The sequence below is a fragment of the Duganella sp. CT11-25 genome, from assembly GCF_047302815.1.
GTDB lineage: Bacteria > Pseudomonadota > Gammaproteobacteria > Burkholderiales > Burkholderiaceae_D > Rugamonas.
This window is the reverse complement of the sequence record NZ_JBKBFD010000001.1, coordinates 6249036-6270342: the sequence shown is the minus strand read 5'-3', so window position 1 is coordinate 6270342 and position 21307 is coordinate 6249036. Positions and strand designations below refer to the sequence as shown.

Annotated in this window: 25 protein-coding genes; 3 read left to right on the top strand and 22 right to left on the bottom strand. The window is 57.9% G+C overall.

What is annotated here, in order from left to right:
• Nucleotides 1–18: 18 nt before the first annotated feature.
• The 11 genes from ACEN9F_RS27210 to ACEN9F_RS27160 form a co-directional block, all read right to left on the bottom strand.
• Nucleotides 19–1179 (bottom strand): IS30 family transposase, encoded by a 1161-nt coding sequence (locus tag ACEN9F_RS27210; RefSeq protein ID WP_413425196.1) that lies wholly within the window; start codon nucleotides 1177–1179, stop codon nucleotides 19–21.
• Between the two features lie 78 nt (nucleotides 1180–1257).
• Entirely contained in the window at nucleotides 1258–1794 is a 537-nt protein-coding gene (locus tag ACEN9F_RS27205; RefSeq protein ID WP_413425194.1) for a hypothetical protein, read from the bottom strand.
• 848 nt (nucleotides 1795–2642) lie between these two features.
• Nucleotides 2643–3062 carry a hypothetical protein gene (locus ACEN9F_RS27200; RefSeq protein ID WP_413425192.1) on the bottom strand — a complete coding sequence of 140 codons (420 nt, stop codon included), beginning with the start codon at nucleotides 3060–3062 and terminating at the stop codon, nucleotides 2643–2645.
• Between the two features lie 102 nt (nucleotides 3063–3164).
• Nucleotides 3165–3458, bottom strand: a complete 294-nt coding sequence (locus ACEN9F_RS27195; RefSeq protein ID WP_413425190.1) for a hypothetical protein — start codon at nucleotides 3456–3458, stop codon at nucleotides 3165–3167.
• Complete coding sequence (locus tag ACEN9F_RS27190; protein WP_413425188.1) at nucleotides 3448–3753, bottom strand: hypothetical protein; 306 nt, start codon at nucleotides 3751–3753, stop codon at nucleotides 3448–3450. Before ACEN9F_RS27190 ends, ACEN9F_RS27195 begins: the two co-directional genes overlap by 11 nt.
• A gap of 60 nt (nucleotides 3754–3813) precedes the next feature.
• A complete protein-coding gene (locus ACEN9F_RS27185) occupies nucleotides 3814–4242 on the bottom strand; it encodes a hypothetical protein (protein WP_413425186.1) in 429 nt (142 codons plus the stop codon).
• A gap of 54 nt (nucleotides 4243–4296) precedes the next feature.
• Nucleotides 4297–4542, bottom strand: a complete 246-nt coding sequence (locus ACEN9F_RS27180; RefSeq protein ID WP_413425184.1) for a hypothetical protein — start codon at nucleotides 4540–4542, stop codon at nucleotides 4297–4299.
• A gap of 1511 nt (nucleotides 4543–6053) precedes the next feature.
• The gene (locus tag ACEN9F_RS27175) at nucleotides 6054–6419 is read right to left on the bottom strand and encodes a DUF4844 domain-containing protein (protein WP_413425182.1); all 366 of its coding nucleotides are present in this window, start codon (nucleotides 6417–6419) and stop codon (nucleotides 6054–6056) included.
• A gap of 67 nt (nucleotides 6420–6486) precedes the next feature.
• A complete protein-coding gene (locus ACEN9F_RS27170; RefSeq protein ID WP_413425180.1) occupies nucleotides 6487–6948 on the bottom strand; it encodes a hypothetical protein in 462 nt (153 codons plus the stop codon).
• Nucleotides 6949–6973: 25 nt separating this feature from the next.
• On the bottom strand, nucleotides 6974–7747 hold the full coding sequence (locus ACEN9F_RS27165; RefSeq protein WP_413425178.1) for a hypothetical protein: 774 nt from the start codon (nucleotides 7745–7747) through the stop codon (nucleotides 6974–6976).
• A 16-nt stretch (nucleotides 7748–7763) separates the two neighbouring features.
• The gene (locus ACEN9F_RS27160; protein ID WP_413425176.1) at nucleotides 7764–8171 is read right to left on the bottom strand and encodes a hypothetical protein; all 408 of its coding nucleotides are present in this window, start codon (nucleotides 8169–8171) and stop codon (nucleotides 7764–7766) included.
• Between the two features lie 157 nt (nucleotides 8172–8328).
• On the opposite strand from ACEN9F_RS27160, the gene ACEN9F_RS27155 reads away from it, so the two are divergent.
• Nucleotides 8329–8703: a nuclear transport factor 2 family protein gene (locus ACEN9F_RS27155; RefSeq protein ID WP_413425174.1), complete on the top strand. Its 375-nt coding sequence runs from the start codon at nucleotides 8329–8331 to the stop codon at nucleotides 8701–8703.
• A 4-nt stretch (nucleotides 8704–8707) separates the two neighbouring features.
• Here ACEN9F_RS27155 and ACEN9F_RS27150 read toward each other — a convergent pair whose 3' ends face one another.
• Nucleotides 8708–9658, bottom strand: a complete 951-nt coding sequence (locus tag ACEN9F_RS27150; RefSeq protein WP_413425173.1) for a hypothetical protein — start codon at nucleotides 9656–9658, stop codon at nucleotides 8708–8710.
• A gap of 284 nt (nucleotides 9659–9942) precedes the next feature.
• Here ACEN9F_RS27150 and ACEN9F_RS27145 point away from each other — a divergent pair, with 284 nt between their 5' ends.
• The gene (locus tag ACEN9F_RS27145; RefSeq protein ID WP_413425171.1) at nucleotides 9943–10410 is read left to right on the top strand and encodes an OsmC family protein; all 468 of its coding nucleotides are present in this window, start codon (nucleotides 9943–9945) and stop codon (nucleotides 10408–10410) included.
• Between the two features lie 3 nt (nucleotides 10411–10413).
• On the opposite strand, the gene ACEN9F_RS27140 is transcribed toward ACEN9F_RS27145, so the two are convergent.
• From ACEN9F_RS27140 to ACEN9F_RS27100, 9 genes are all read right to left on the bottom strand, one after another.
• Nucleotides 10414–10860, bottom strand: coding sequence for a hypothetical protein (locus ACEN9F_RS27140; protein ID WP_413425169.1), 447 nt, complete (start codon nucleotides 10858–10860; stop codon nucleotides 10414–10416).
• On the bottom strand, nucleotides 10857–11255 hold the full coding sequence (locus ACEN9F_RS27135) for a hypothetical protein (protein WP_413425167.1): 399 nt from the start codon (nucleotides 11253–11255) through the stop codon (nucleotides 10857–10859). The genes ACEN9F_RS27140 and ACEN9F_RS27135 overlap by 4 nt, the downstream gene beginning before the upstream one ends.
• An 84-nt stretch (nucleotides 11256–11339) precedes the next feature.
• A complete protein-coding gene (locus ACEN9F_RS27130; RefSeq protein ID WP_413425165.1) occupies nucleotides 11340–13553 on the bottom strand; it encodes a sodium-translocating pyrophosphatase in 2214 nt (737 codons plus the stop codon).
• Between the two features lie 188 nt (nucleotides 13554–13741).
• Nucleotides 13742–14398 carry an adenylate kinase gene (gene adk, locus ACEN9F_RS27125; RefSeq protein WP_413425163.1) on the bottom strand — a complete coding sequence of 219 codons (657 nt, stop codon included), beginning with the start codon at nucleotides 14396–14398 and terminating at the stop codon, nucleotides 13742–13744.
• Nucleotides 14399–14584: 186 nt separating this feature from the next.
• On the bottom strand, nucleotides 14585–15334 hold the full coding sequence (kdsB, locus tag ACEN9F_RS27120; RefSeq protein ID WP_413425161.1) for a 3-deoxy-manno-octulosonate cytidylyltransferase: 750 nt from the start codon (nucleotides 15332–15334) through the stop codon (nucleotides 14585–14587).
• 13 nt (nucleotides 15335–15347) lie between these two features.
• Nucleotides 15348–15524 (bottom strand): Trm112 family protein, encoded by a 177-nt coding sequence (locus ACEN9F_RS27115; protein WP_008446346.1) that lies wholly within the window; start codon nucleotides 15522–15524, stop codon nucleotides 15348–15350.
• The gene (gene lpxK / locus ACEN9F_RS27110; protein ID WP_413425159.1) at nucleotides 15505–16560 is read right to left on the bottom strand and encodes a tetraacyldisaccharide 4'-kinase; all 1056 of its coding nucleotides are present in this window, start codon (nucleotides 16558–16560) and stop codon (nucleotides 15505–15507) included. Before lpxK ends, ACEN9F_RS27115 begins: the two co-directional genes overlap by 20 nt.
• A complete protein-coding gene (locus tag ACEN9F_RS27105; protein WP_413425157.1) occupies nucleotides 16547–16981 on the bottom strand; it encodes an ExbD/TolR family protein in 435 nt (144 codons plus the stop codon). Before ACEN9F_RS27105 ends, lpxK begins: the two co-directional genes overlap by 14 nt.
• Nucleotides 16982–17000: 19 nt before the next feature.
• Complete coding sequence (locus ACEN9F_RS27100; protein ID WP_413425155.1) at nucleotides 17001–17606, bottom strand: MotA/TolQ/ExbB proton channel family protein; 606 nt, start codon at nucleotides 17604–17606, stop codon at nucleotides 17001–17003.
• A 1340-nt stretch (nucleotides 17607–18946) separates the two neighbouring features.
• On the opposite strand from ACEN9F_RS27100, the gene xseA reads away from it, so the two are divergent.
• Nucleotides 18947–20308 (top strand): exodeoxyribonuclease VII large subunit, encoded by a 1362-nt coding sequence (gene xseA, locus ACEN9F_RS27095; RefSeq protein ID WP_413425153.1) that lies wholly within the window; start codon nucleotides 18947–18949, stop codon nucleotides 20306–20308.
• On the opposite strand, the gene ACEN9F_RS27090 is transcribed toward xseA, so the two are convergent.
• On the bottom strand, nucleotides 20305–21297 hold the full coding sequence (locus tag ACEN9F_RS27090) for a glucokinase (protein WP_413425151.1): 993 nt from the start codon (nucleotides 21295–21297) through the stop codon (nucleotides 20305–20307). The two genes, xseA and ACEN9F_RS27090, sit on opposite strands and share 4 nt — an antisense overlap.
• Nucleotides 21298–21307: the final 10 nt, after the last annotated feature.

Genomic DNA, 21307 nt, shown 5'->3' with positions numbered 1-21307 from the left:
CGGCTACCGCCTGCGGATTCAACCGGTCGATGCAACGCATTGATAAAACCGTTGCGCCGGCGTTTCGTAGTCTAACGTTTTTCTTGGTCGTTCATTCAGGCGATTGGCGATGGCGTCGAGCTGGCCTTGCGAGTAACTGGATAGATCCAGCCCCTTTGGTAAATACTGTCTCAGCAAGCCATTGGTGTTTTCATTCGACCCACGTTGCCAAGGATTTCTTGGATCGCAAAAAAAGACTTGGATATCGGTCGCCAGCTTGAAGCGCTTGTGCTCGGCCAACTCTGGACCTCTATCCCACGTAAGCGACTTGTAGAGTTCTTGCGGCAGCTTCATAGCATGCTGGATTAACGCATTCACAACCGTTTCTGAATCCTTACGCGCGACCTTCACCAGCATCACATAGCGTGTTTGGCGTTCAACCAGCGTAACGATTTGGCTGTTATGGCTACCACACAAAAGATCGCCTTCCCAATGCCCAGGAACTGCCCGATCTTCTGCTGTGGCGGGACGTTCGCTAATCGATACCGCGTCACTGATTCGGCCGTGATCCTCTGTTTTCTGGGTATGGTGGCGTGAGCGGCGCATTACGCGAGTGCGCCGCAAATGCTCAGTGAGCTCCTTCTTCAATGCACCACGGGCCTGTATGTACAGGCTACGGTAAATCGTTTCGTGTGACACGTGATGAGCCTCATCGCCATGATAAGTGTGCTTGAGCCATCCAGCGATCTGTTCCGGTGACCATTCAAGTTGGAGCTTATCGGCCACGATCCCGGCCAGCGTTGGGTTCTCCATCAGTCTACAACGCTTGGGGCGTCGCGCTCGATCCCAGGCACGCGTATCAGCTTGGTTTGCTCGATAGCACGTCAGCCAGCCATTACGTTTGACTTCTCGACTGATCGTGGACGGGGCGCGACCGAGAGAAACTGCTATCGAACGAAGTGATGCTCCAGTCACCAAAGAGCGCGAAATTTCTTCGCGCTCGGCCGATGTCAGCGCCAATCTGGAGCGGCAGCGCTGAGCTGGACTTATTCCGCCAGTCTCAGCCAGAATTCTCTGAATTGATGAGTGATTTCGGTCGAACAGTTGAGCGATATGCTGCAGCGACTCACCTTTACGCCAGCGTTCCCACATCATTGCCTTTTGCTCTTCCGTGTAATAGATTCGAGGTCTGTTCTTCATCGCAACACTCCTCCTGCCTAAGCAGTATAGTATGTCGCATCGACCGGTTGAATCCGCACCCCGTTGCGGACCTTCCATTTATGGGCTCGGGCTGTAACTAATCCGAATACCACGGTATTCTTCAATTGTTTTGCCGGGTGCTCCGCCATTGATTCTTTGAGAGCTATAAACTATCAGCAAGTGCGATGAGTCAACCCACTTGATTTTCGGCTTTTCAGCGCTTTGCCGTCCCATCGAGTTTGCGTAAAATATTGCGGACCTATCATCGTCGTCATGGTCAGCGATTATTTCATCCGGGCGGTGAATGTGAATTTCGTCGTACAGCATTCCTTGACCGAAGCCTAGTCCATTGTCTAGCTCTTCCAAGGTTGCCACCAATCGATTGTCCGGCGACGAGAAGTCTTCGACCTGCCCAAGCAAAGGCTCTGCTTTTAAGTAATTCCTAAGCGTATATCCACTGACGACGAGAAGCGCAATAGTCCCTGCGATCATAAAACGTCGTCTGACTAGCCTCATCAATGGAAAACTCCTCATTTTCAAACCAAAAAAATCAATCGGCAGCTTGTGGCTATCGGTCCGTTTTGTATTGTCTCCGAATTCTGTCTGCGCGGTCACAGAATTCTGAAATGTCTTTGCAGTAGTCAGCAGACCAGTCGAACTGGTCCACAATGTGGTGGCGTAGTGCGTGAACAGCGCGCACAATTCCTGCCTCGGTAGGTGCCAATTCAACCCTGTCGAGAAACGATTTGAAATTACCGAGCGCATACCATTTTTGGCTTTGCGAAGTCGGCGATTCCTGAGAGATCAACCAAGCTCTCGATTCTCTAAGCAAATTCTCAAGGTCAGATTTCATGGATGCGCTTAACACATTGAATGACTGGTTCTGGCCGACTGTACGCGGTCAGATCGGGCTGCTCGCCTAATTCTCAACGTGTCGGAGAGGGATACCATGTTGAAGCGCCGAATCGTACACACACTTTGCCAATTCGTCATCCTCGATCACCAAAACTGAGTTTGTTATCTCGTTTGTCGGCAGGAATCGGAGGACATCGAGAATTTTTTCCAACACGATCAAACCTTCGTTGCGACAAGCGTCCGCCACTCTACGAGCATACCTGGACTCAAATCGTCCTAGAAAAAAGATCGGACATCCGCGCAACCGCTCAATTACTTGATTAAGCGGAAGAGATTTAAATTCCGACACAGAACGCCTCGCCGCCATAACTTCTCGAGGCGATGGGCCATCGGTTTGTTCAAACTTCAGCGATAGTTCGACATAATTCCCATAGAGGCGCGTCAGCACCCAGCCAGGCTGAGACCGTCCCAGAGATATTGAAAAGAAAGAATTTCCAATGAACTCATAATTCCAAAAATAGATTATTACGAAAACACTTCATAGTCCGAAACGCAATGACCGATTGAATCCATAGCCGATTGCGGCACAAGTCAAGTCTTGAAAGCGGCTACTTATTGCCATTCACTGCATCGCCAAAACCCCTTCCTAGATCATATGTAATGCGGCTTCCCCATGCGAGAAAATCATCTTCTTTGCCTGCGTAGGAGCCAAAAGTCTCGATTTCACTCTGCGCGGGATGGCGAAAATCAGCCATGCGGTGGAGCGTGATTCTTATCATGGCTGGGTGAGCAGGTTCCGCCGGAGTAGTAAAAACATAAATAAATGAATCTGCATTTGGATCTATTTTCGTGTAGCCATTTGCCGTTTCGCTCACCTTCTTCTGATAGCTTTCCAATTGAGCTAATTGGACTTCACATTTGCGTATGCTTTCAGCCGAGGAAAAACCCTCCGGGGGAAGCGTAATTTCATCTGCACCAAATGCTAGTTTAGCGATAAACAATATTGATATAAAAAATATTTTTCTCATGCTATTTTACTAGGCTGATCATTGAGGTAGTCACGTAGTACGAATCGTCTGCTTTTGGCCGAGAGACGACTGATTGCCGCCTACCTGAAATCCCCTTGGCGCTCATTCTCCTCTAAGCTCTCGACGGGCCGCTTCAAGAATCTCAAGGTAGCCAATATCAAACGGCTCGGATAATTGTTTTTCTAGAATTCCACACAATTTCCAAAGAACCTGCTCTTCTGCGGTATCGACAATCTTTAACTCATCAGTATCGCTGAACCTCTGTAGGAATTCAAACAAAACGATGGTTTCATTTTTCGCTAGAACAATCTTCACATCGTTTAATTTCGCGTTCAATTCGCAAACCTCACAAAATATTACAGCGTCAGCTTCTGGCCGGTTTGCGTCATCGGACACTGTACTTCTTATCAAGTGCCTCTTGCCAATCTTGGAGAACACTTACAACCTCAAGGGCGTTCTCTGTAGTTCCTCTCAGACCCATTCTATTCACAACGATATCTGTCAGATACTGCGCGATGATATCCGCCGCTGCCTTGTCTTTCACCATTTGGAATACGCCTGGCAAGTAGGAATAATATTCGTCGCGCGCCTGGGGAATCCCGGACACGCCAATCGGATCCCAAATGTAGTGTAGAACCTCATCCACCCTACGGTAAAGCTCCTCATCCTTTGGCTCTAGTTTTGTACCCATAACAATTCGTTTCGCTTAAATATTAACCGGCAGCTATTGGCCGAAAATCGCAGAGCGATTTTACGCTTGCACACCCGCAAATCCTTCCAATCCGTGGCTAAAGCAAAGGTAGTCAAACGAGGTCTGTTCCAACCTTTCCTCCAGCGCAGGACTTACAAAATAATACTCGTCATTCATCGTTAAAAGACGCAGGCCAGTGACGTCAAGGTCGTTGATTTGCGCTGAGGTGAAATACTGCCGGACCTGGACACGTACGTGTGTCCGAAATTCCCTGCCTGAGGGCCTGTCAAACAGTACAGCATCTGCGCAAACGATTCGTTCAACATCAAGTTCGATCAGAAACTCTGCCAGTTCTCGCTCTACAAGTAGGTAGCCATACCCGGGAAAAAAGGGACCTATTTCCGCAGCCTCCAAGAGCTGGAAGCGGCCGTCGTCTAGTTCAAACAATCGAACGGCAGGTAGGCGACTCTCGATTAAGAAGGGAAGCATCAGTTGTACCTTGATTATTGAATTTGACGGTCCGCAGCCGGTTACCGCCAATGGTTAGGGTTGGCGCTTGCCGGTGTAAAACAGACCCGCAACGAGTCCAATTCCTAAGATGAACAGTGCTGCCATGCCTTTAGTGAGCATAAAGGCGATTAGCTGAAATCCGAAGTTGTTTGCATAGAGGTCTGGAGACGGATTCATTCTTAAATCGTTCATCGTATCAGAGACATCTATCCAACCGTAAATTAAACCGCCAAACAGCCATGAAAGGAAGATAATCAGTAAAAGCGTTTTCCGCTGCATTTCAAAATCCTTCTTCGTGGCGTGGGGCCGTCTGCTTCTGGCCGATTGCAGCTTGAGCGATGGGTCTTCACTATATACAGTCATTCTATGAGGACGATTTTTCGGTTAGCGACATTTTACGGCTTACATCCTGCATGCCACGCCACACACTAACACAACAAATAGCCGCCCCTACAGCGAGCCAAGCGTACCGCCAATTCGTTTCAGAAGGATGGGACAATTCAAAAGCGAGCCGCGAGAAGGCGACCACAAATATCGCGACGAATGCAAGAGCAATGCTGATATTTCTGTGAAATGATGGTGCTATAGGCGTACCGTATCTAATTATAAGAAACGGAACAAATGCTGCGTTCAAAATATTCATGGCCCAAGAAACTATATCTTGGTTGTTTCCATTTGAAATCAGAGAAAGCACAAAGAGAAGAATTAGTTGCGAAAATAGGAAAATAGTCGCAACACTAGGAATGAGCACACACCATCTCAATAATTTTTGACTAGGGCTAGGCAATTTCACCCATGCCATGAATTCTTCTGCAGGAGTTTTTTCTTCCATTTTTTAATTAATAAATTTCAATAATAAAGTCAAAGGCAGCTATTGGCCGGTTGCGGAAAAATAATTTTACGCTCGGTCCCGGGGCCACGAGCTAAAAGCAAAGACCCATAACATGATGAAGTTTAGTACCGGAACGAAACCTAGAAGAGACCAAAATCCAGAATAGCCTGCCTTTTTAACGATTTTCCATGCTGGAATGATATAAGCGATTGGAAAAGCGAAGAACATCATAAATAGGATTATCCAATGCCATATGCTGAACGAGCCCATAGTTTCCTTTGTAAAATAGATTAATTCCGAGCATCGGTGAACTTGCTTACTTTGTATCTCAATGACCGAATTTGGCCGAACCCGGCCCAAGCGATTTAAGGATACTCATCACTTTCATATTTAGTGTAATCTATAACCATGCTTGTTATGTTCCGGCATTTTGGCCGCAAATTTACAAGATCAGGGTTCGCATCCATAAATTTTGAGACGGACGGAATACTTAATGTCGTAGCCCCGTAGCATCCGCTGTCACCCTTGCTTGCGCATGCATACGTGATTGACATGGACACATCGGAGACCTTGTGATCGTATGATGTCTCGATTGACATAAAATTATTTCCTGCAACCCAGTTGGTGGTCCTCGCAATCTCCTCGCCAGCCAAATTTCTTACGATAACCGTGGTCGAATGTGGGACTAGAGCAAATCGCTCCCCGCGTACACTCTTTGGAAAATGCCAATTCATTGTCGACCCGGAAGCGCCTTTCAGAAGCCTGTACTTAAAACCCAAGCTCTTCATTTCTGCCCTCGTTGGCTCCTTATATTCTGGCGGAACAGATGCGTTTGCACGTAATGAGCTGAAAAGTATGACTAAAATCACGAGAAGTTTAACGCATTTGTACATCAATTCTTCCTCATCGAGCGGTCACCTGATGAACGGCCGCAACTGGCCGGCTGATGCCCAAGGACTCAAAAACCGCCCAGGTAAGCGGAGAGCAAGCCATCCGAGCTTTCGATACCCAAGATGTCCATAATATTTTCCATCTCGATACCGAAATGCTCACGCCCTTCGGTATCCTCTCCTTCCACCAGTACCAGCGCTTTTTGAAATTCAGTCAGCACCCAAAGCTTGCTGGGGTGCGCCTCGACATCGTAAAGCAAGCGGTCCAGAAGACCGTTCAGTACATCCGACAACCTGGCCTTTTCAGCAGCCGTGTCGGTGCCAGGCAGATTGTCAAGTTTGTCAGCCTGGCGAAATGCCTTCAACTCTTCGAGAATCGAAGTATCTATTGAAAGCGGCTCATCAATAACTTCGGAAAGTGGGTCGTAGTCCATATGTGAATGCGATTTAATATTTAATGTTTAGTTGTTTTGACCGTCCGCAAATGGCCGGTTCCGGAAATCAAACACTTGCTTCGTACGTTTCTACAAGCTTTTGCAGAAGGGTTCGCTCGTCATCTGTAATCGCATTTCCCTGGTCAATCAGCGCAGCATTGATGAGATAGTATTCAGTTTCATTTTTGATGATCCCTCGCTTGAGGATACGCTTATAGCTCGCAGAGTATCGACGCGCAATTTCTGAAACGGTGACAATTCCGGCTGACTTGAACTCTTCGTCTATAGCGTATTTCGCTTCATTGCTCCAGTTGCTCGTGTCTTCGATAGTGTCGTTTGCAGCTTGGCGTAAGCCTACTAGAGCTTTGGATTTTCCGAACTGTTTCATCACTTTTTCAATGGTTTTTGCTGGATGAATTTCCGCTGTCGGACTAATCTTCCAAACGACGGCAGCGAAGTGGCCCACGTAAGCCAACAATTCGTCGTACTCTTTTTCACGCTCAGGCGCCATTACCATCTTAGTTTTCAAAGGTCAGCTATTGGTTGCGGCCAGCTCAATTTTTCGCCGCATCGGCTGCGGCGGCGCTAGTCGGCGCCGGGAGATCAAATTCGACCAGCGTGTCATCCGGCCAGCTTTGGTCGTGCAGCGGTGGCGCGTAGCGAGTGCGGTCCTTCGCATCCAGGCGCTCTGCCGGCAATTTTTCGCGGCGGGTGCCCGATACCAGCGTTGCGCCCGCGATCGGGGAAGCGGTCGCGTAGAAAATCCGGCTTCTCGATGTATGACAAACCCCGCCAAGGGGAACCAGGTAGGCGAGCTGAATAAACGAGGCGTCAAACTTGTCGACCGCCCAGCGCACCTCGCATTCCAGACGCAGATCACCCAGCCGGCGAGTCCCACCGGAAACACCTGGAGTACGGATGTCCGGGCGCCAGCGGAACAATCCTTTTTTGCTGTTGAGCCGCAAGTCGGCATCATCCTTGGCGGCCGACTCGTCGCGCGGCACCGAGAAGGTATAGTCGGCCGCGATCGGGACCTCGATGCTGGTGCTGTCGCCTACAATGCGCAGCTTGAGATCAGCCAGCGTCAGATTGGGCTGTTGCGGGCGCAAGATGAATTTCAGTTCCGCCTTGGGCGCCAGCGAGTGGTAGTGGTCGAACGCGTCGATACCAGCCAGCATTTTGCGGTACGGTTTCCAGTCGGGATCCCTGGTGCCTGCCACCGCCACTTGCTGGGGCGATGGTTCGGTCGGGGTTTCATCCGTGCCGGGGTCCGCCATGGCAGACCCCGATAAGGACAGCAACAGGATGATCGGGAGAGCGATACGCATCAATGGTGTATGCCTTTCAGTGTCCGAGAAACTGCGCTATTTTCTTCTTGTGCAACCAGCCGCTGTACCGTGCTCCGGTAAGACCGTCATTGAATGCGAAACCCATGGCTGTCGGCGTGACCGAAAAGGCCGGGGCGCGCCGATCATACTTGACCAGGACCTCGGCGGTCATCAAGACGCGCCGCTCATTCTTGCTCAAGCCGGCCAGTTCAGCATCATCGAGAAAGCCAGGCGGGGTGTCTTCCATCATTTTCCGATTGATGAATTTGCTGATCACGGCGCCAATCACGCCACCATAGAGCGCTGTCCACATACCAGGCTTCTCCCCGTTCTTGAGAACAAAGATCGAGCTGGGCGTCAGGATCAGATTTCCAGGCCCCTCATCGTAGCCGGAGCTGACCATGCCGTTGAGTATGAGATGCATTTTTCTTCTTTCTTCCTGGTTAATGACGGGAATCGGCCAACCTCGCCAAGGATGGCATCCTGCTCACGCTCACATCAGCCGCAGCCTATATCGGCTATGCCCTGTGCAGCGGCACAGCAAGGCCGCCGTCACGTACGATGCGCCAACAGGAGACCACATGACTACTTTCAATGACGAACAACTGGCTGCGCTGGAACCCGTGCGCAGCTACTTCCAGGGCCACGCCCAGGACAACGCCGACTTCATGCGCCAGGCGTTCCTGCCGAGCGCGCATATCGAATCGATGCGCGAAGGCGTGTTCACATCGTGGCCGCTCGACGTGTACTGCGAGCGTTTCAAGGGAACGCCCGCGGCCGACGAGCAGACGCGCAAGCGCACCATCGACTGGATCGAGGTTCACGGCAGTGCCGCCAGCGCGCGTGTCACGCTGGAGCATGGCGCCATGAAGTTCATCGATTACTTCGTGCTGCTGAAAACCGAACATGGGTGGAAGATCGCCAACAAGGCCTTCCACGGCCAGCCGTCCGCCTGACCGCTCAGCGCCCCCGCTGAACGGTGATGCCGACCGAAGTGCAGGCGTAGCCGTACAGCTCCAGCTTCAAATGGGCCGGGCCGGTGGTTGGCGTCGGCGTGGCGAACGGCGGCGTATCCACATAGCCGTCGAGGAAGTGGGCGTCCGGCGCGACGACGAATTCGTCGACCTTGTGGCCACGCCGTCTCAGTTCCGCGATCAGCGCATCCAGGTCCTTGCGGCGGTACAGGACCGTGTCGCCGCTTTCCACCGTGGTGCCGTTGGAGCTCAGGTTGAATTCGGTGGTGTGGCAGGCGATGCCGCCGATCTTCAGCGTTTTCTCGACGCTGTTGATGATGAAGTCCATTCCCAGCTTCAAGCTGCCCAGGTGCTCCAGCGCGCACGACGACCAGCAGAAATCGTAGCCCTGCACATCGTCGCCGATGTTGTTCATGTCGCATTCCTGGAAATGCACGCGCTCCAGGAAGGTTTCCTTGTCGAGGATGCCGTTGTAGGGAATGGCCTCGATCGCGTTGCTGTACTGGCCGCTGGTGCTCCAGCCCTGCGCGTTGTCCACGCTTTGCGGCGCGTCGGTGGCGGTCACCTGCATGCCGCCCTTGGCAAACAGGGCCGGCATGCGCTCGGCGCCGACGCCGAAGCCCAGCGCGCGCTTGCCCGGCGCGACCACGCCACGGCTTTGCGCGATGTGCACGATGTAGGCCCACTCCCAGAATTTACGGTGCAACATCGGTGGAATGCCCATGTCGCGGGCGATCTCCGAGAAGCGCGGATGATAGAAATCCGCCGCCGAGCAGGTCGAGTACTGCATGAACGGCAGCTCGGCCGCCGTCTGATGGACGTCGATCGGCGGCAGGTAGATCGTCGGCGACAGCCGCTTCGCCAGCAAGGCTTCGACGCGCTGGTTGACGATCTGCTCCATATTCATTTCCACGCGCTTTTCGATCAGCGCGGACAAGTGATCGCCATAGCCTGCGGCAACCCGCAAGAACAAACGACGCAATACGGATCGGGCTGAGTTGTGTGCTTTCATGCTTCCCTAGTGCCGGTTGAACCCGGTGACAACATTTGTGTAAAGTTAAGTAAAAATACTGAAGGATCATAGCTTGATAGTCAGTACTCAAAATACACACATTCTCACTTCGGCCGAAGGCAATTGTAATGAAACGTTGCGAAAGGTCCCGGAGCGCATCGGGACGGCATCGTGCAATAATTCGGCACTCACAACCACCAGGGGCGGTCATGGAGCACAAATACAAGCTGAAGGTCGAGTGGACCGGCAACCAGGGCAGCGGGACTTCCGGTTATCGCGACTATGCGCGCGATCACGTCATCAGCGCGGGCGACAAGCCGGACATTCCCGGCTCGTCGGATCCGGCGTTCCGCGGCGATGCGGCGCGCTGGAATCCGGAGGATCTGCTGCTGGCCTCCGCCTCGGCCTGCCACAAGCTGTGGTATCTGCACCTGTGCTCGGATGCGGGGATAGCCGTCAGCGCCTATGTCGATTACGCCGAAGGCACGATGCTGGACAGCCCGGAGCAAGGCCGCTTCACGCAGATCGTGCTGCGCCCGCATGTGACGATCCCGGCCGGAGCCGACCTGGCGCTGGCCGAGCGCCTGCATCACACGGCGCACGAGAAATGCTACGTGGCCAACTCGGTCAACTTCCCCATCCTGTGCGAGCCGGTGATTGAATTTGCCGCGGGCTGAATCTCAGCACTGCACCCAGGCGCCGGAGCGGCTGCAGACTTTGCCGGATGGCGTGGTGACGATACCCGGACCGGCGTTGTTCAGGCGCCTGCCGCCGGGGTCGTAGCAGCCGCCGCTATCGCAGCCGGTCACCGGCACCGGCGCGCCGGGCGGATGCATCAAGGTCTCGATCGGCTGGGAAGGCGGCATCGCCGGCATACGCACCTGCGGCGCAAGCGACACCTTGGGCATGGGCTGGATGATTTGATACACCGGACGGCGCGGCATCGGCACTTTCGCCGGCGCGGTGCGGCAGGGTTCGACCGCCAGGCGCTTGCCGTCCTTGCTCAGCGCGCAGACCGGCAGCTGGGCGTAGGCTTGCGCGTCGGCCGACGGCGGCGGCGTATCGGACTGCGCCAGCGTCTCGCCGGCGGCCAGCAACAAGCCCAGGATGATCGGGGCCATCCTCATGGCGGCGGCACCACGGTGGAGATCACTGTACGCCACGGCACGCGGCAGACCTGGACGTTCGGGTAGTAGCCTCTCGGACTATTGCAGTAGTACAGCGTTTGACCATCCCCTGGCGTGAGGTAATAGCCGGGATAATAATAGTTGTCGTAGAAGGGATCGCCGTACCAGCGGCGCGGCCAGATCAATGGCGCACCGATGATCACGCCGCCGCCAACAAAGCCGCGTCCATGGTGGTGATAGCCATGGCCATGGCCCGCATGCGGTCCGGCATGGCCATTTCCGCTCCAGTGCCCGCCATGGCCGCCGTGACCGCCTCGCCCTTGCGCCCAGGCATCTGAACTCAATAATGCGCCCAGCAGGAACGCCGCCGCCAGCGCCGGTTTCAATATGTTCATGGCTTCACCTCGCGAAGTACTACGCCTACTCTCACATTAGCAGGCATCGTGCGGGAGGGAAGCCATAGAAACAATTCGTAACGCTTACTTGGCCGGTGGCGGTTCATCCGGCGGCGGCGGGTGGCCGGCGCCTTCGGTCAGCGGCCGGTCCGGCGGCGGTGGCGGCGGCGCATCGGCCGGGGCCATGCCGGCACCCGGCGCCATCATCATCGCCGGCGGCGGTGGCGCATGGATCGCGGCCACCGGCGCCGTGACCGCCAGCCAGCCCGACGCCGGCAACAGCGGCACCAGCAGCAGCGCCACGATGTTGATGATCTTGATCAGCGGATTGACCGCCGGACCGGCCGTGTCCTTGTACGGATCGCCGACGGTGTCGCCGGTGACCGCCGCCTTGTGCGCGTCGGAGCCCTTGCCGCCGAAATGGCCGTCCTCGATATACTTCTTGGCGTTATCCCAGGCGCCGCCGCCGGTGGTCATCGAGATCGCCACGAACAGGCCGGTGACGATGGTGCCCATCAGCATGCCGCCCAGCGCGGCCGATCCCAGCAGCATGCCGACGATAATCGGCACCACCACCGGCAGCAGCGACGGCACGATCATTTCCTTGATGGCCGACGCGGTCAGCATGTCGACCGCCTTGTCGTATTCCGGCTTGCCGCTGCCGTCCATGATGCCCTTGATGTCGCGGAACTGGCGGCGCACCTCGACCACCACGGCGCCGGCCGCGCGGCCCACCGCTTCCATCGCCATCGCCGCGAACAGGTAGGGAATCAGGCCGCCGATGATCAGGCCGACGATCACCATCGGGTTCGACAGGTCGAAGGTGATGCTCTTGCCCGCCGACTCCAGCGCGTGCGTGTAGTCGGCAAACAGCACCAGCGCGGCCAGGCCGGCCGAGCCGATCGCATAGCCCTTGGTGACGGCCTTGGTGGTGTTGCCCACCGCATCCAGCGGATCGGTGATCGCGCGCACCGATTCCGGCATGCCCGACATCTCGGCGATGCCGCCGGCGTTGTCGGTGATCGGGCCGTAGGCGTCCAGCGCCACGACGATGCCGGCCATCGACAGCATGGCCGTCGCGGCGATCGCCACGCCGTACAACTGTCCCAGCTGGTAGGAGACCAGGATGGCCGCGCACACCGCCAGCACCGGGTAGGCGGTCGACTTCATCGAGACGCCCAGTCCGGCGATGATGTTGGTGCCGTGGCCGGTGGTGGACGCTTCGGCGATGTGCTTGACCGGATGGAAATCGGTGCCGGTGTAATACTCGGTGATGTAGACCATCAGCCCGGTCAGCACGATGCCGACCACGGTGCAGCCGATCATCTTGTAGCGCATGGCGTCGTCCGGCCAGACCTGCCAGGTCACCACGGCAAAGCCGATCAGCGACAGGCCGGCGGCCCACCACAGCCCGGTGTACAGCGCCGACATGATTTTCTTGCCCGGCTTGGCCTTGACCATCGAGCAGCCGATGATGGAGGCGATGATGGACACCGCGCCCAGCAGCAGCGGATACACCACCGCCGACGGCCCGGCGGCGCCCATCAGCAGCGCGCCCAGCAGCATGGTGGCGATCAGCGTCACCACATAGGTTTCAAACAGGTCGGCGGCCATGCCGGCGCAGTCGCCGACGTTGTCGCCGACGTTGTCGGCGATCACGGCCGGGTTGCGCGGATCATCCTCGGGGATGCCCGCCTCCACCTTGCCGACCAAATCCGCGCCGACGTCGGCGCCCTTGGTGAAGATGCCGCCGCCGAGGCGGGCGAAGATCGAAATCAGCGAGGCGCCGAACGCCAGCCCGATCAGCGGCTCGATCAGCTTGTGCAGATCGGCGCCCTTGTCGGCCACGCCGGCGACCAGGAACATATAGAACAGCACCACGCCGAGCAGGCCCAGTCCGACCACCAGCATGCCGGTGATGGCGCCGCCCTTGAAGGCGACGTCGAGCGCTTCGTTCATGCCCTTGGTGGCCGCCTGCGCCGTGCGCACGTTGGCGCGCACCGAGACGTTCATGCCGATGAAGCCGCAAGCCCCGGACAGCACCGCGCCGATCAGGAAGCCGATCGCGGTATTCATGTCGAGCAAGACGGCAATGAGGATGAGGAGCACCACCCCGACGATGCCGATGGTGCGGTACTGGCGCGCCAGATAGGCGGCGGCGCCCTGTTGAATCGCAAGTGCAATTTCCTGCATGCGCGGATTGCCCGCGTCTTGTCGCAAAATCCAGCTACGCGACCATAATCCATAAACCACGGCGATGATGCCGCACGCAACCGCAAACCATAGACTAGCTGCCATAGTGTCCCCTTATTTTTATTAATCAAGCCTACAAACCACACTTCAGAAAGCCGCCCCTCGTGGGCGCGGCCTGCTAACCTGCGAACTGCATAACTTCAAAAACGGGATGGCATCCAGCCTGGGTCGCGAACGGATGACGAAAATCCAGCGCAAAAAAAGCGGACACTCGGTCCGCTCTACTGTAACGCTTATTTCGCCAGCGCGGCAAACGCGCTGTCGCGAATTTGCTCTACGGGGCCGACGCCCTCGATGCGGCGGTACTTCGGCGCGCCCGGTTGGCCCGATTGTGCCCAGGTATTGTAGTAGCCCAGCAGCACTTCGGTTTGGGTGTGGTAGACGTCCAGACGCTTCTTGACGGTCTCCGCCTTGTCGTCGTCGCGCTGCACCAGGTCTTCGCCGGTGACGTCGTCCTTGCCTTCCACCTTGGGCGGGTTGAACTTGACGTGGTAGACGCGGCCCGAACCCGGATGGCAACGGCGGCCGTCCATGCGTTCGATGATCGAGGCGTCCGGCACGGCGATTTCCAGCACGTAGTCGACGATGACGCCGCTGTCCTTCATGGCGTCCGCTTGCGCGATGGTGCGCGGGAAGCCGTCGAACAGGTAGCCGTTGGCGCAATCCGGCTGGGTCAGGCGGTCCTTGACCAGGCCGATGATGATGTCATCTGACACTAAACCACCCGCATCCATCACCTTCTTGGCGGCCAAGCCCAATTCCGAACCCGCCTTGATCGCGGCGCGCAGCATGTCGCCGGTGGAGATTTGCGGGATGTTATATTTTTCTTTGATGAAATTAGCCTGGGTGCCTTTGCCGGCACCTGGTGCTCCTAAAAGAATAAGACGCATGAAAAATTCCTAAAAACAGATATGGATGTGGGTTAGTTAGTGTTGGATCGTACGAAACTTACCACAAAACGTCGCATCAACGCCAATTTGTGACGGCCCAGAGAGATATTCCGTATGAATATCGCACTTACGTCTTCGTTATATCAGTCGTAACTGACTGCTGGCTGACGTCGCTTTTGATGAAAATCAATAATGTTGCCGGACGCGGGCCAGGTCTTCCGGCGTGTCCACCCCGGCCGCCGGGGCCGAGTCGGTCACGTGGACAGCGATCGGAAAACCATGCCATAGCACCCGCAACTGTTCCAGCGCCTCGATGGATTCGAGTGGCGAAACTTCCAGCGCCGGATAGGCTTGCAGGAAGTCATTGCGGTAGGCGTACAGTCCGATGTGGCGAAGCGGTACGTAACCGGCCGGCAGTGTTTCTTTGGACTGCGAGAAAGCGTCGCGGTTCCACGGTATGGTCGCGCGCGAGAAATAAAGAGCCCTGCCCGCCTTGTCCAGCACCACCTTGACCACGTTCGGGTTGAAGGCGTCGGCGGCGTCGTGCAACGGATGGGCGCAGGTCGACATCGGCACGTCGGCGCCGATGCGGGCGGCGGCCGCCTGCAGCAGCGCCGGGTCGATCAGCGGCTCGTCGCCCTGCAGGTTGACGACCACGGCGTCGGCCGCCAGGTTCAGCGCGCGCGCCACTTCGGCGATGCGGTCGGTGCCGGACGGATGGTCGGAACGGGTCATGCAGACTTCGACGCCGTGCTGCTCGCAGGCGGCGCGGATGTCTTCATGGTCGGTGGCGACGATGATGCGGGCGGCGCCGGCCTGCGCCGCGCGCTCGGCCACGCGCACCACCATCGGCTTGCCGCCGAGGTCGGCCAGCGGCTTGTTCGGCAAACGGGTCGAGGCCAGGCGGGCCGGGATGATGACGATGAATGGGGACACTGAAGACACCGGCTTATTCCGCCTTGTCCTGCAGGGTGCGCGCCTCGTCGGCCCACATGATGGGGATGCCGTCGCGGATAGGATATGCCAGGCGGTCGCCTTTGCAGATCATTTCCTGGGCTTTCTTATCGTACTCAAGGGGGCCTTTGCAGACCGGGCATACCAGGATATCAAGCAATCGAGCGTCCACGACATTTCTCCACAATTTGGTCGGCCAGCGCGCGGTCGATGCGCGCTGTCACCGGGACGACCCATAGTCGCGGGTCGCCTCTGAGTTCTTCAAGTTGCGCACATTTTACTGCATCCTTCTCGGTCATCAAGATCAGATCCGCGTCCAGGCCGTCGAACGGGCGGTCGCGGAAGTCGTGATGGTCGGGCAAAGGCAGCTCGGTGATGCGCAGGCCGGCGGCTTTCAGCATGCCGAAAAAGCGCGCCGGATTGCCGATGCCGGCGGCGGCGGCGATGCGCAGCCCGGGCCGCGTGCCCAGTTCGACCAGGCTGGTGCGCTGGCCGCGGTCGCGCAGTTGTTCGGCGTAGCCGCCTTCCAGCGTCATCCGCACCGGCGCGGCCGACGCGCCGACCGAGGCGGCCAGCGCGGCGCCCAGCTGCGGCGTGTTGATGACGGTGAAGTCGCGGCGGCGGCTGACCGGCTCGCGCAGCGGCCCGGCCGGCAGCAGCCAGCCGTTGCCGGCGCCACGGCCGTCGAACAGGATGATTTCAATGTCGCGCTGGAGCGCGTAGTGCTGCAAGCCGTCGTCGGTCAGCAGGATATCCACCTCGGGGTGCGCGGCCAGCAACGCGCGGCCGGTGGCGGCGCGGTCGCGCCCCACCATCACCGGGCAGCCGGTGCGCTGCTTGATCAGCAGCGGCTCGTCGCCGACCTGCGCCGGGGTCGAGGCGGCAAGCACCTCGCGCGCGCCATCGGCGTCGCTGCCGTGCCCGCGCGAAATCACGCCCGGCGTCATGCCGGCCGCCTGCAGCGCCTGCACCAGCCAGATCGTCAGCGGCGTCTTGCCGGTGCCGCCGATGTAGATATTCCCCACCACGACCACCGGCACCGGCAGCCGCGACGACTTCAGCACGCCCGCGCGGAACAGCGCCGCGCGCGCGCCGCTCAATAACCGGAACAAGAGGGAGACCGGCCACAAGGCGCAGGCCAGCGGGCCGCGCCGCAACCAGTTGCGCGTCAGCGTGGCCTCGAGGGCCGACGCCTTACTTTCCGCCACCGGTCTGCGCGGCGAAGGTCAGCTTTTCATAGCCGGCGATACGTGCCGCTTCCATCACGTTGATGACCATCTGGTGCATCGCGAACTGGTCGGCGTTGACGATCACCACCGGCGACTTGCCGGCCTCGCCGCCCTTGCCGGCCGCGTTGCGCATGGCCTGGGCAAAGCCGGCCACGTCGCGGAACGACACCGGCTCGTTGTTGATCGTGTAGTTGCCCTTGGCGTCGACCGTCACGTTCAACTCGAACGGCTTGTCGGTGGCCTTCTGCGCATCGGCGGTCGGCAACGTGATCTGCAGCTCGGTGAACTTGCTGTAGGTCGTGGTCACCATCAGGAAAATCAAAATCACCAGCAGCACGTCGATGAACGGGATCAGGTTGATCTCGGGGTCCTCGCGGTGCCGGCCTTTGCGGAAATTCATGCTGCGTCCTTGGTTGCCGTTACTTGCGCTTGCTGTGCACGATATCGACAAACTTCACCGCCTGCTGTTCCATGTCGATGATGAAGCTGTCCACCAGCGCGCGGAAATGGCGGTAGAAGACCAGCGTCGGCATCGCGATCGCCAGGCCGAAGCCGGTGTTGTACAAGGCCACCGAAATGCCGTGGGCCAGCTGCGCCGGGTTGGAACCGGAGGAATTCTGCGAACCGAAGATCTCGATCATGCCGACCACCGTGCCGAACAGGCCCATCAGCGGCGCCAGCGTCGCGATCGTGCCCAGCGTGGTCAGGAACCGTTCCAGCGTGTGCGCCACGCCGTTGCCGGCCTCCTCGATGGATTCCTTCATCACCTCGCGCGGCGAATCGATATTGCGCAGCGCCGACGACAGCACCACGCCCAGCGGTGAACTGTTCTCCAGCCGGTCGATAATGTCCGGGGTGATATTGCCGCCGCGGTAGACCTGCACCACCTCGTCCAGCAGCTTCTTCGGCAGGATCTTGGCCCGGCGGAGGTACAGCAAGCGTTCGATGATCAGGGCCGTTGCGACGATCGATGCGACCAGCAACAACCAGATAGGCCAACCTGCAGCTTGGAATATGGCGAGCAAAACGAACTCCTGTATAGATAAACACCCGAAGGCGCAATGTATCTTGTTGGGCCGCGCTCGGCAAGGGGTGTATGCCTGCCGGCCCCGGCCCCTGCCGGCGCCGCTGTGGAGTTCTGCACATTTTCTGTGGACAATGATGTCCGCAATGCCCGCCAACCCTGTCCAAGCCCTTGATTTATAAGCGAATAGTTTCAAAGCTCAAAAATCGCGCAGCGGCGCGCCGGAACGCCCGCTTTTCCCCAGCAAAAGTTATGCCCACTTATGCCCATATTCTGTTGATAAGATTGTGAGCAAGGCATGCCATGCGGGGGCATGTCCTTGATTTCAATCAATTTTATTTCCGTGAGTAAAAATATGGCATATGGGCGATTACGATGCCTTATACGCCAAACTCGTTACTCCCCTTGCAACTCCAGCCACCAAAAGTGGCTAGCTGTGGAGTTCTGCACAAAAAATGTGGATAAGATTGTTAGCAAGGATGCCGGCTCCATGCAAAGCCCTTGATTCATAAGGATATTTTTTCCATGCGTAAAAAAATCGCAGGTCCGCAAGGCCAAAACCAGCGGTTTTGACGGCCTTGCAGGCTGCGCACTTCTACACACTTAATGTGGATAAGATTGTGAGCAACGCCTCCCACATCGTGAAAGATCGTTGATTTATAAGGAAATTTTTGCCGTGAGTAAAAAATTGGCAGACGGCCATTTTTGACTGTTTTCCATAGTGAAAACCAGGTTTTCCACCGGCACCAAACCGCAGCCCGGCGATAAGGCCCGGCTATCGATGGAAACAGTGCACTTCTGCACATTTTGTGTGGATAAGATTGTTAGCAAGGCTGCACATCCCGATCAAAGTCCTTGATTTATATCAGGTTTATTGCCATGCGTAAAAATGAAGCAAGCGGTTTTATTATCCCCAGGTCAGGACCGGCCGCCGGCTGCAGGATATTCACCGCGATGCCGCGCCTGGGGGCAAGTCCCGAGTTTTGCACAAATTCTGTGGATAAAAGTGTGCGCAATCCCCTCCCCCATGCCTTAAGTCATTGATTTGTAATCATATACTTTCCGTGCGTAAATTTTAAGCATGGCAAATTCAATAAGAAGAAATTAGCTATCGCTCACCAAAGTTCCACACATCTTTTGTGGATAACTTTGTGCGTAACTGCCGGTGGCTTGGGCAAAGTGCTTGATCCGTAAGGGTTTTTCCTCTTTGCACGCAAATACGGCAGAATTGTTTACTCTTTAAAATCATATATTTACCTATAATATCTGCTGCTTTAGATACTCTATGACCGCTGTGTGACCGAAATAACATAGTGTGGATAGTTTCCTTTTTTGAAATCCATGAACTTCGACGACCATACCGAAACCGCCCCCGCAGCCGCCCCCGTCATGAGTGTCAGCGCGCTCAACCAGGCGGTGGCGCGCCTGCTGGAGCGCACTTTTCCTTTGACGTGGATCTCCGGCGAGGTGTCCAACTTCACCAAGGCCAGTTCCGGCCACTGGTATTTCACGCTCAAGGACGATGCCGCCCAGGTGCGGGCGGTGATGTTCCGCGGCCGCGCGCAGTACGCCAATTTCGTCCCGCGCGAAGGCGACAAGGTCGAGGTGCGGGCGCTGGTCACGCTGTACGGCGCGCGCGGCGACTACCAGATCAATGTGGAAGCGATCCGCCGCGCCGGCGTGGGCTCGCTGTTCGAAGCCTTCCAGCGGCTGAAGGAAAAGCTCGATGCGGCCGGCCTGTTCCACGCCGAGCGCAAGCGCGCGCTGCCGGTGTTCCCGCGCACGGTCGGCATCGTCACCAGCCCGCAGGCGGCGGCGCTGCGCGACGTGCTGACGGCGCTCAAGCGGCGCGCGCCGCACGTGCATGTGGTGCTGTACCCGACGCCGGTGCAGGGCCAGGGCGCGGCCGAGAAGATCGCGGCGGCCATCGATACCGCCTCGCTGCGCAACGACTGCGACGTGCTGATCGTGTGCCGTGGCGGCGGCAGCATCGAGGACCTGTGGTCGTTCAATGACGAGGACGTCGCATATGCGGTCGCCAACTGCCGCATGCCGGTGATTTCCGGCGTCGGCCACGAGACCGATTTTACGATTTGCGATTTCGCCGCCGACTTGCGGGCGGCCACGCCGACGGCGGCGGCCGAACTGGCGGTGACGCCGCGCGCCGACTGGATCGGCTCCCTGCGCGCCGATGTGATCGACCTGCGGCGCGCGATGCGGCGCAGCTTCAGCGAAGCCTCGCAGACGCTGGACGGCTACTCGCGGCGCCTGCTCAATCCCGGCGCGCAGATCCAGCAGCAGCGTCTGAAGCTGCTGGCCTTGTCGACGGCGATGACGCACGCGAACCGCGCGCCGTTGTCGCAGGCGCGCTATCAGCTCGATCGCTTGAGCGGGCGGCTGGGCGCGCGCAAGCCGGACATGACGGCGGCGCGCTCGGCGCTGGCGGGCCTGCAGCACCGCGCCGGCATCAGCGTGGCGCGGCAGCTGGGCCAGCGGCGCGATGCGCTGGCGGCCTTGTCGTCGCAACTGGAGTTATTGAATCCGCAGCGCACCTTGGAGCGCGGCTATGCGATCGTCACCGACGCCGAGGGCGCCGTCGTGCGCACGCCGGCGCAACTGAAGCCGCGCAGCACATTGCACCTGCGCCTGGCCGAAGGCGGCGCGCAGCTCGGCGTCGATACCGTGCAGCCGGCGCTCGACTAAGCGGCCGACAGCATCGCCGACATGCCGGTCAGCACCGGGTATTTTTCGGTGATGACATAGGTCGGGATGTGCGACAGGTAGTCCGAGAAACGCCCCTTCTGCTCGAAGCGGGCGCGGAAGCCGGAGCGCTCGAAGAACTCGCTCATCTTCAGCACCACGCGGCCGCCGATGTAGATGCCGCCCTTCGCGCCCAAGGTCAGCGCGACGTTGCCCGCCACCGTGCCGAGCATCTCGCAGAACGCCACCAGCGTCTCCTCGCACACCGGGCACAGGCGATGCAGCCCGCGCTCCATGATCTCCGAGGTATTCAGGTTCTGCGGCTCGATGCGCGCTCGCTCGCACAGCGCGCGGTACACCAGCACCAGGCCGATGCCCGACACCAGCCGCTCGCTCGACACATGCTCGTGATAGCGCCGCGCATAACGCAGGATGTCGATCTCGCGCTCGTTCATCGGCGCGAAGGTGCTGTGCCCTCCTTCGCTGTCGATGGCGATCCAGCGGTCGCCGGCCGGCACCAGCCCCGACACGCCCAGCCCCGCGTCCGCGCCGACCAGGCCGATGGTGGCGTTGGCGCGCACCACGCCGCCGCCGATCTGGTGCTTGTGCTCGGCCGCCAGGTAAGGCAGCGAACTGGCCAGCGCCGTGAAGTCGTTGACCACCACCAGCGATTTGAGGCTGAACTGCGAACACACCGCCTCCACCGAGAACGACCAGTGGTGATTGGTCATCGTCACCCAGTCGCCGTCGATCGGGTTGGCGATGGCGATGCCGGCGAAACGCGCCTGGTAGCCGCCCGCCGCCACCGTCGCCGCCTGCGACAGGTACGCCACCAGCGCCGCGCCCAAGGTCGGATACGCCGCGCATTCGGTCAGCCAGATGGCTTCGATCCGGTTGGGGGCGGTTTCCAGCCCGAAGCTGGCGCTGGTGCCGCCGATGTCGGCCAGAAGGCGCGGGCCGTGCGCGAGGTGCGAAAACGAGTCGCGTTTCATGTCTCTTCCT

Bases quoted from the DNA above. Each gene is read 5' to 3' on its own strand.
- ACEN9F_RS27105 (WP_413425157.1), bottom strand. From the start codon at position 16,981: ATGAATTTCCGCAAAGGCCGGCACCGCGAGGACCCCGAGATCAACCTG.
- xseA (WP_413425153.1), top strand. From the start codon at position 18,947: ATGAACTTCGACGACCATACCGAAACCGCCCCCGCAGCCGCCCCCGTC.
- ACEN9F_RS27145 (WP_413425171.1), top strand. From the start codon at position 9,943: ATGGAGCACAAATACAAGCTGAAGGTCGAGTGGACCGGCAACCAGGGC.
- ACEN9F_RS27190 (WP_413425188.1), bottom strand. From the start codon at position 3,753: ATGGGTACAAAACTAGAGCCAAAGGATGAGGAGCTTTACCGTAGGGTG.
- ACEN9F_RS27180 (WP_413425184.1), bottom strand. From the start codon at position 4,542: ATGCAGCGGAAAACGCTTTTACTGATTATCTTCCTTTCATGGCTGTTT.
- ACEN9F_RS27160 (WP_413425176.1), bottom strand. From the start codon at position 8,171: ATGCATCTCATACTCAACGGCATGGTCAGCTCCGGCTACGATGAGGGG.
- ACEN9F_RS27185 (WP_413425186.1), bottom strand. From the start codon at position 4,242: ATGCTTCCCTTCTTAATCGAGAGTCGCCTACCTGCCGTTCGATTGTTT.
- ACEN9F_RS27175 (WP_413425182.1), bottom strand. From the start codon at position 6,419: ATGGACTACGACCCACTTTCCGAAGTTATTGATGAGCCGCTTTCAATA.
- ACEN9F_RS27155 (WP_413425174.1), top strand. From the start codon at position 8,329: ATGACTACTTTCAATGACGAACAACTGGCTGCGCTGGAACCCGTGCGC.
- ACEN9F_RS27210 (WP_413425196.1), bottom strand. From the start codon at position 1,179: ATGAAGAACAGACCTCGAATCTATTACACGGAAGAGCAAAAGGCAATG.
- ACEN9F_RS27130 (WP_413425165.1), bottom strand. From the start codon at position 13,553: ATGGCAGCTAGTCTATGGTTTGCGGTTGCGTGCGGCATCATCGCCGTG.
- adk (WP_413425163.1), bottom strand. From the start codon at position 14,398: ATGCGTCTTATTCTTTTAGGAGCACCAGGTGCCGGCAAAGGCACCCAG.
- ACEN9F_RS27090 (WP_413425151.1), bottom strand. From the start codon at position 21,297: ATGAAACGCGACTCGTTTTCGCACCTCGCGCACGGCCCGCGCCTTCTG.
- ACEN9F_RS27135 (WP_413425167.1), bottom strand. From the start codon at position 11,255: ATGAACATATTGAAACCGGCGCTGGCGGCGGCGTTCCTGCTGGGCGCA.
- ACEN9F_RS27200 (WP_413425192.1), bottom strand. From the start codon at position 3,062: ATGAGAAAAATATTTTTTATATCAATATTGTTTATCGCTAAACTAGCA.
- ACEN9F_RS27165 (WP_413425178.1), bottom strand. From the start codon at position 7,747: ATGCGTATCGCTCTCCCGATCATCCTGTTGCTGTCCTTATCGGGGTCT.
- ACEN9F_RS27140 (WP_413425169.1), bottom strand. From the start codon at position 10,860: ATGAGGATGGCCCCGATCATCCTGGGCTTGTTGCTGGCCGCCGGCGAG.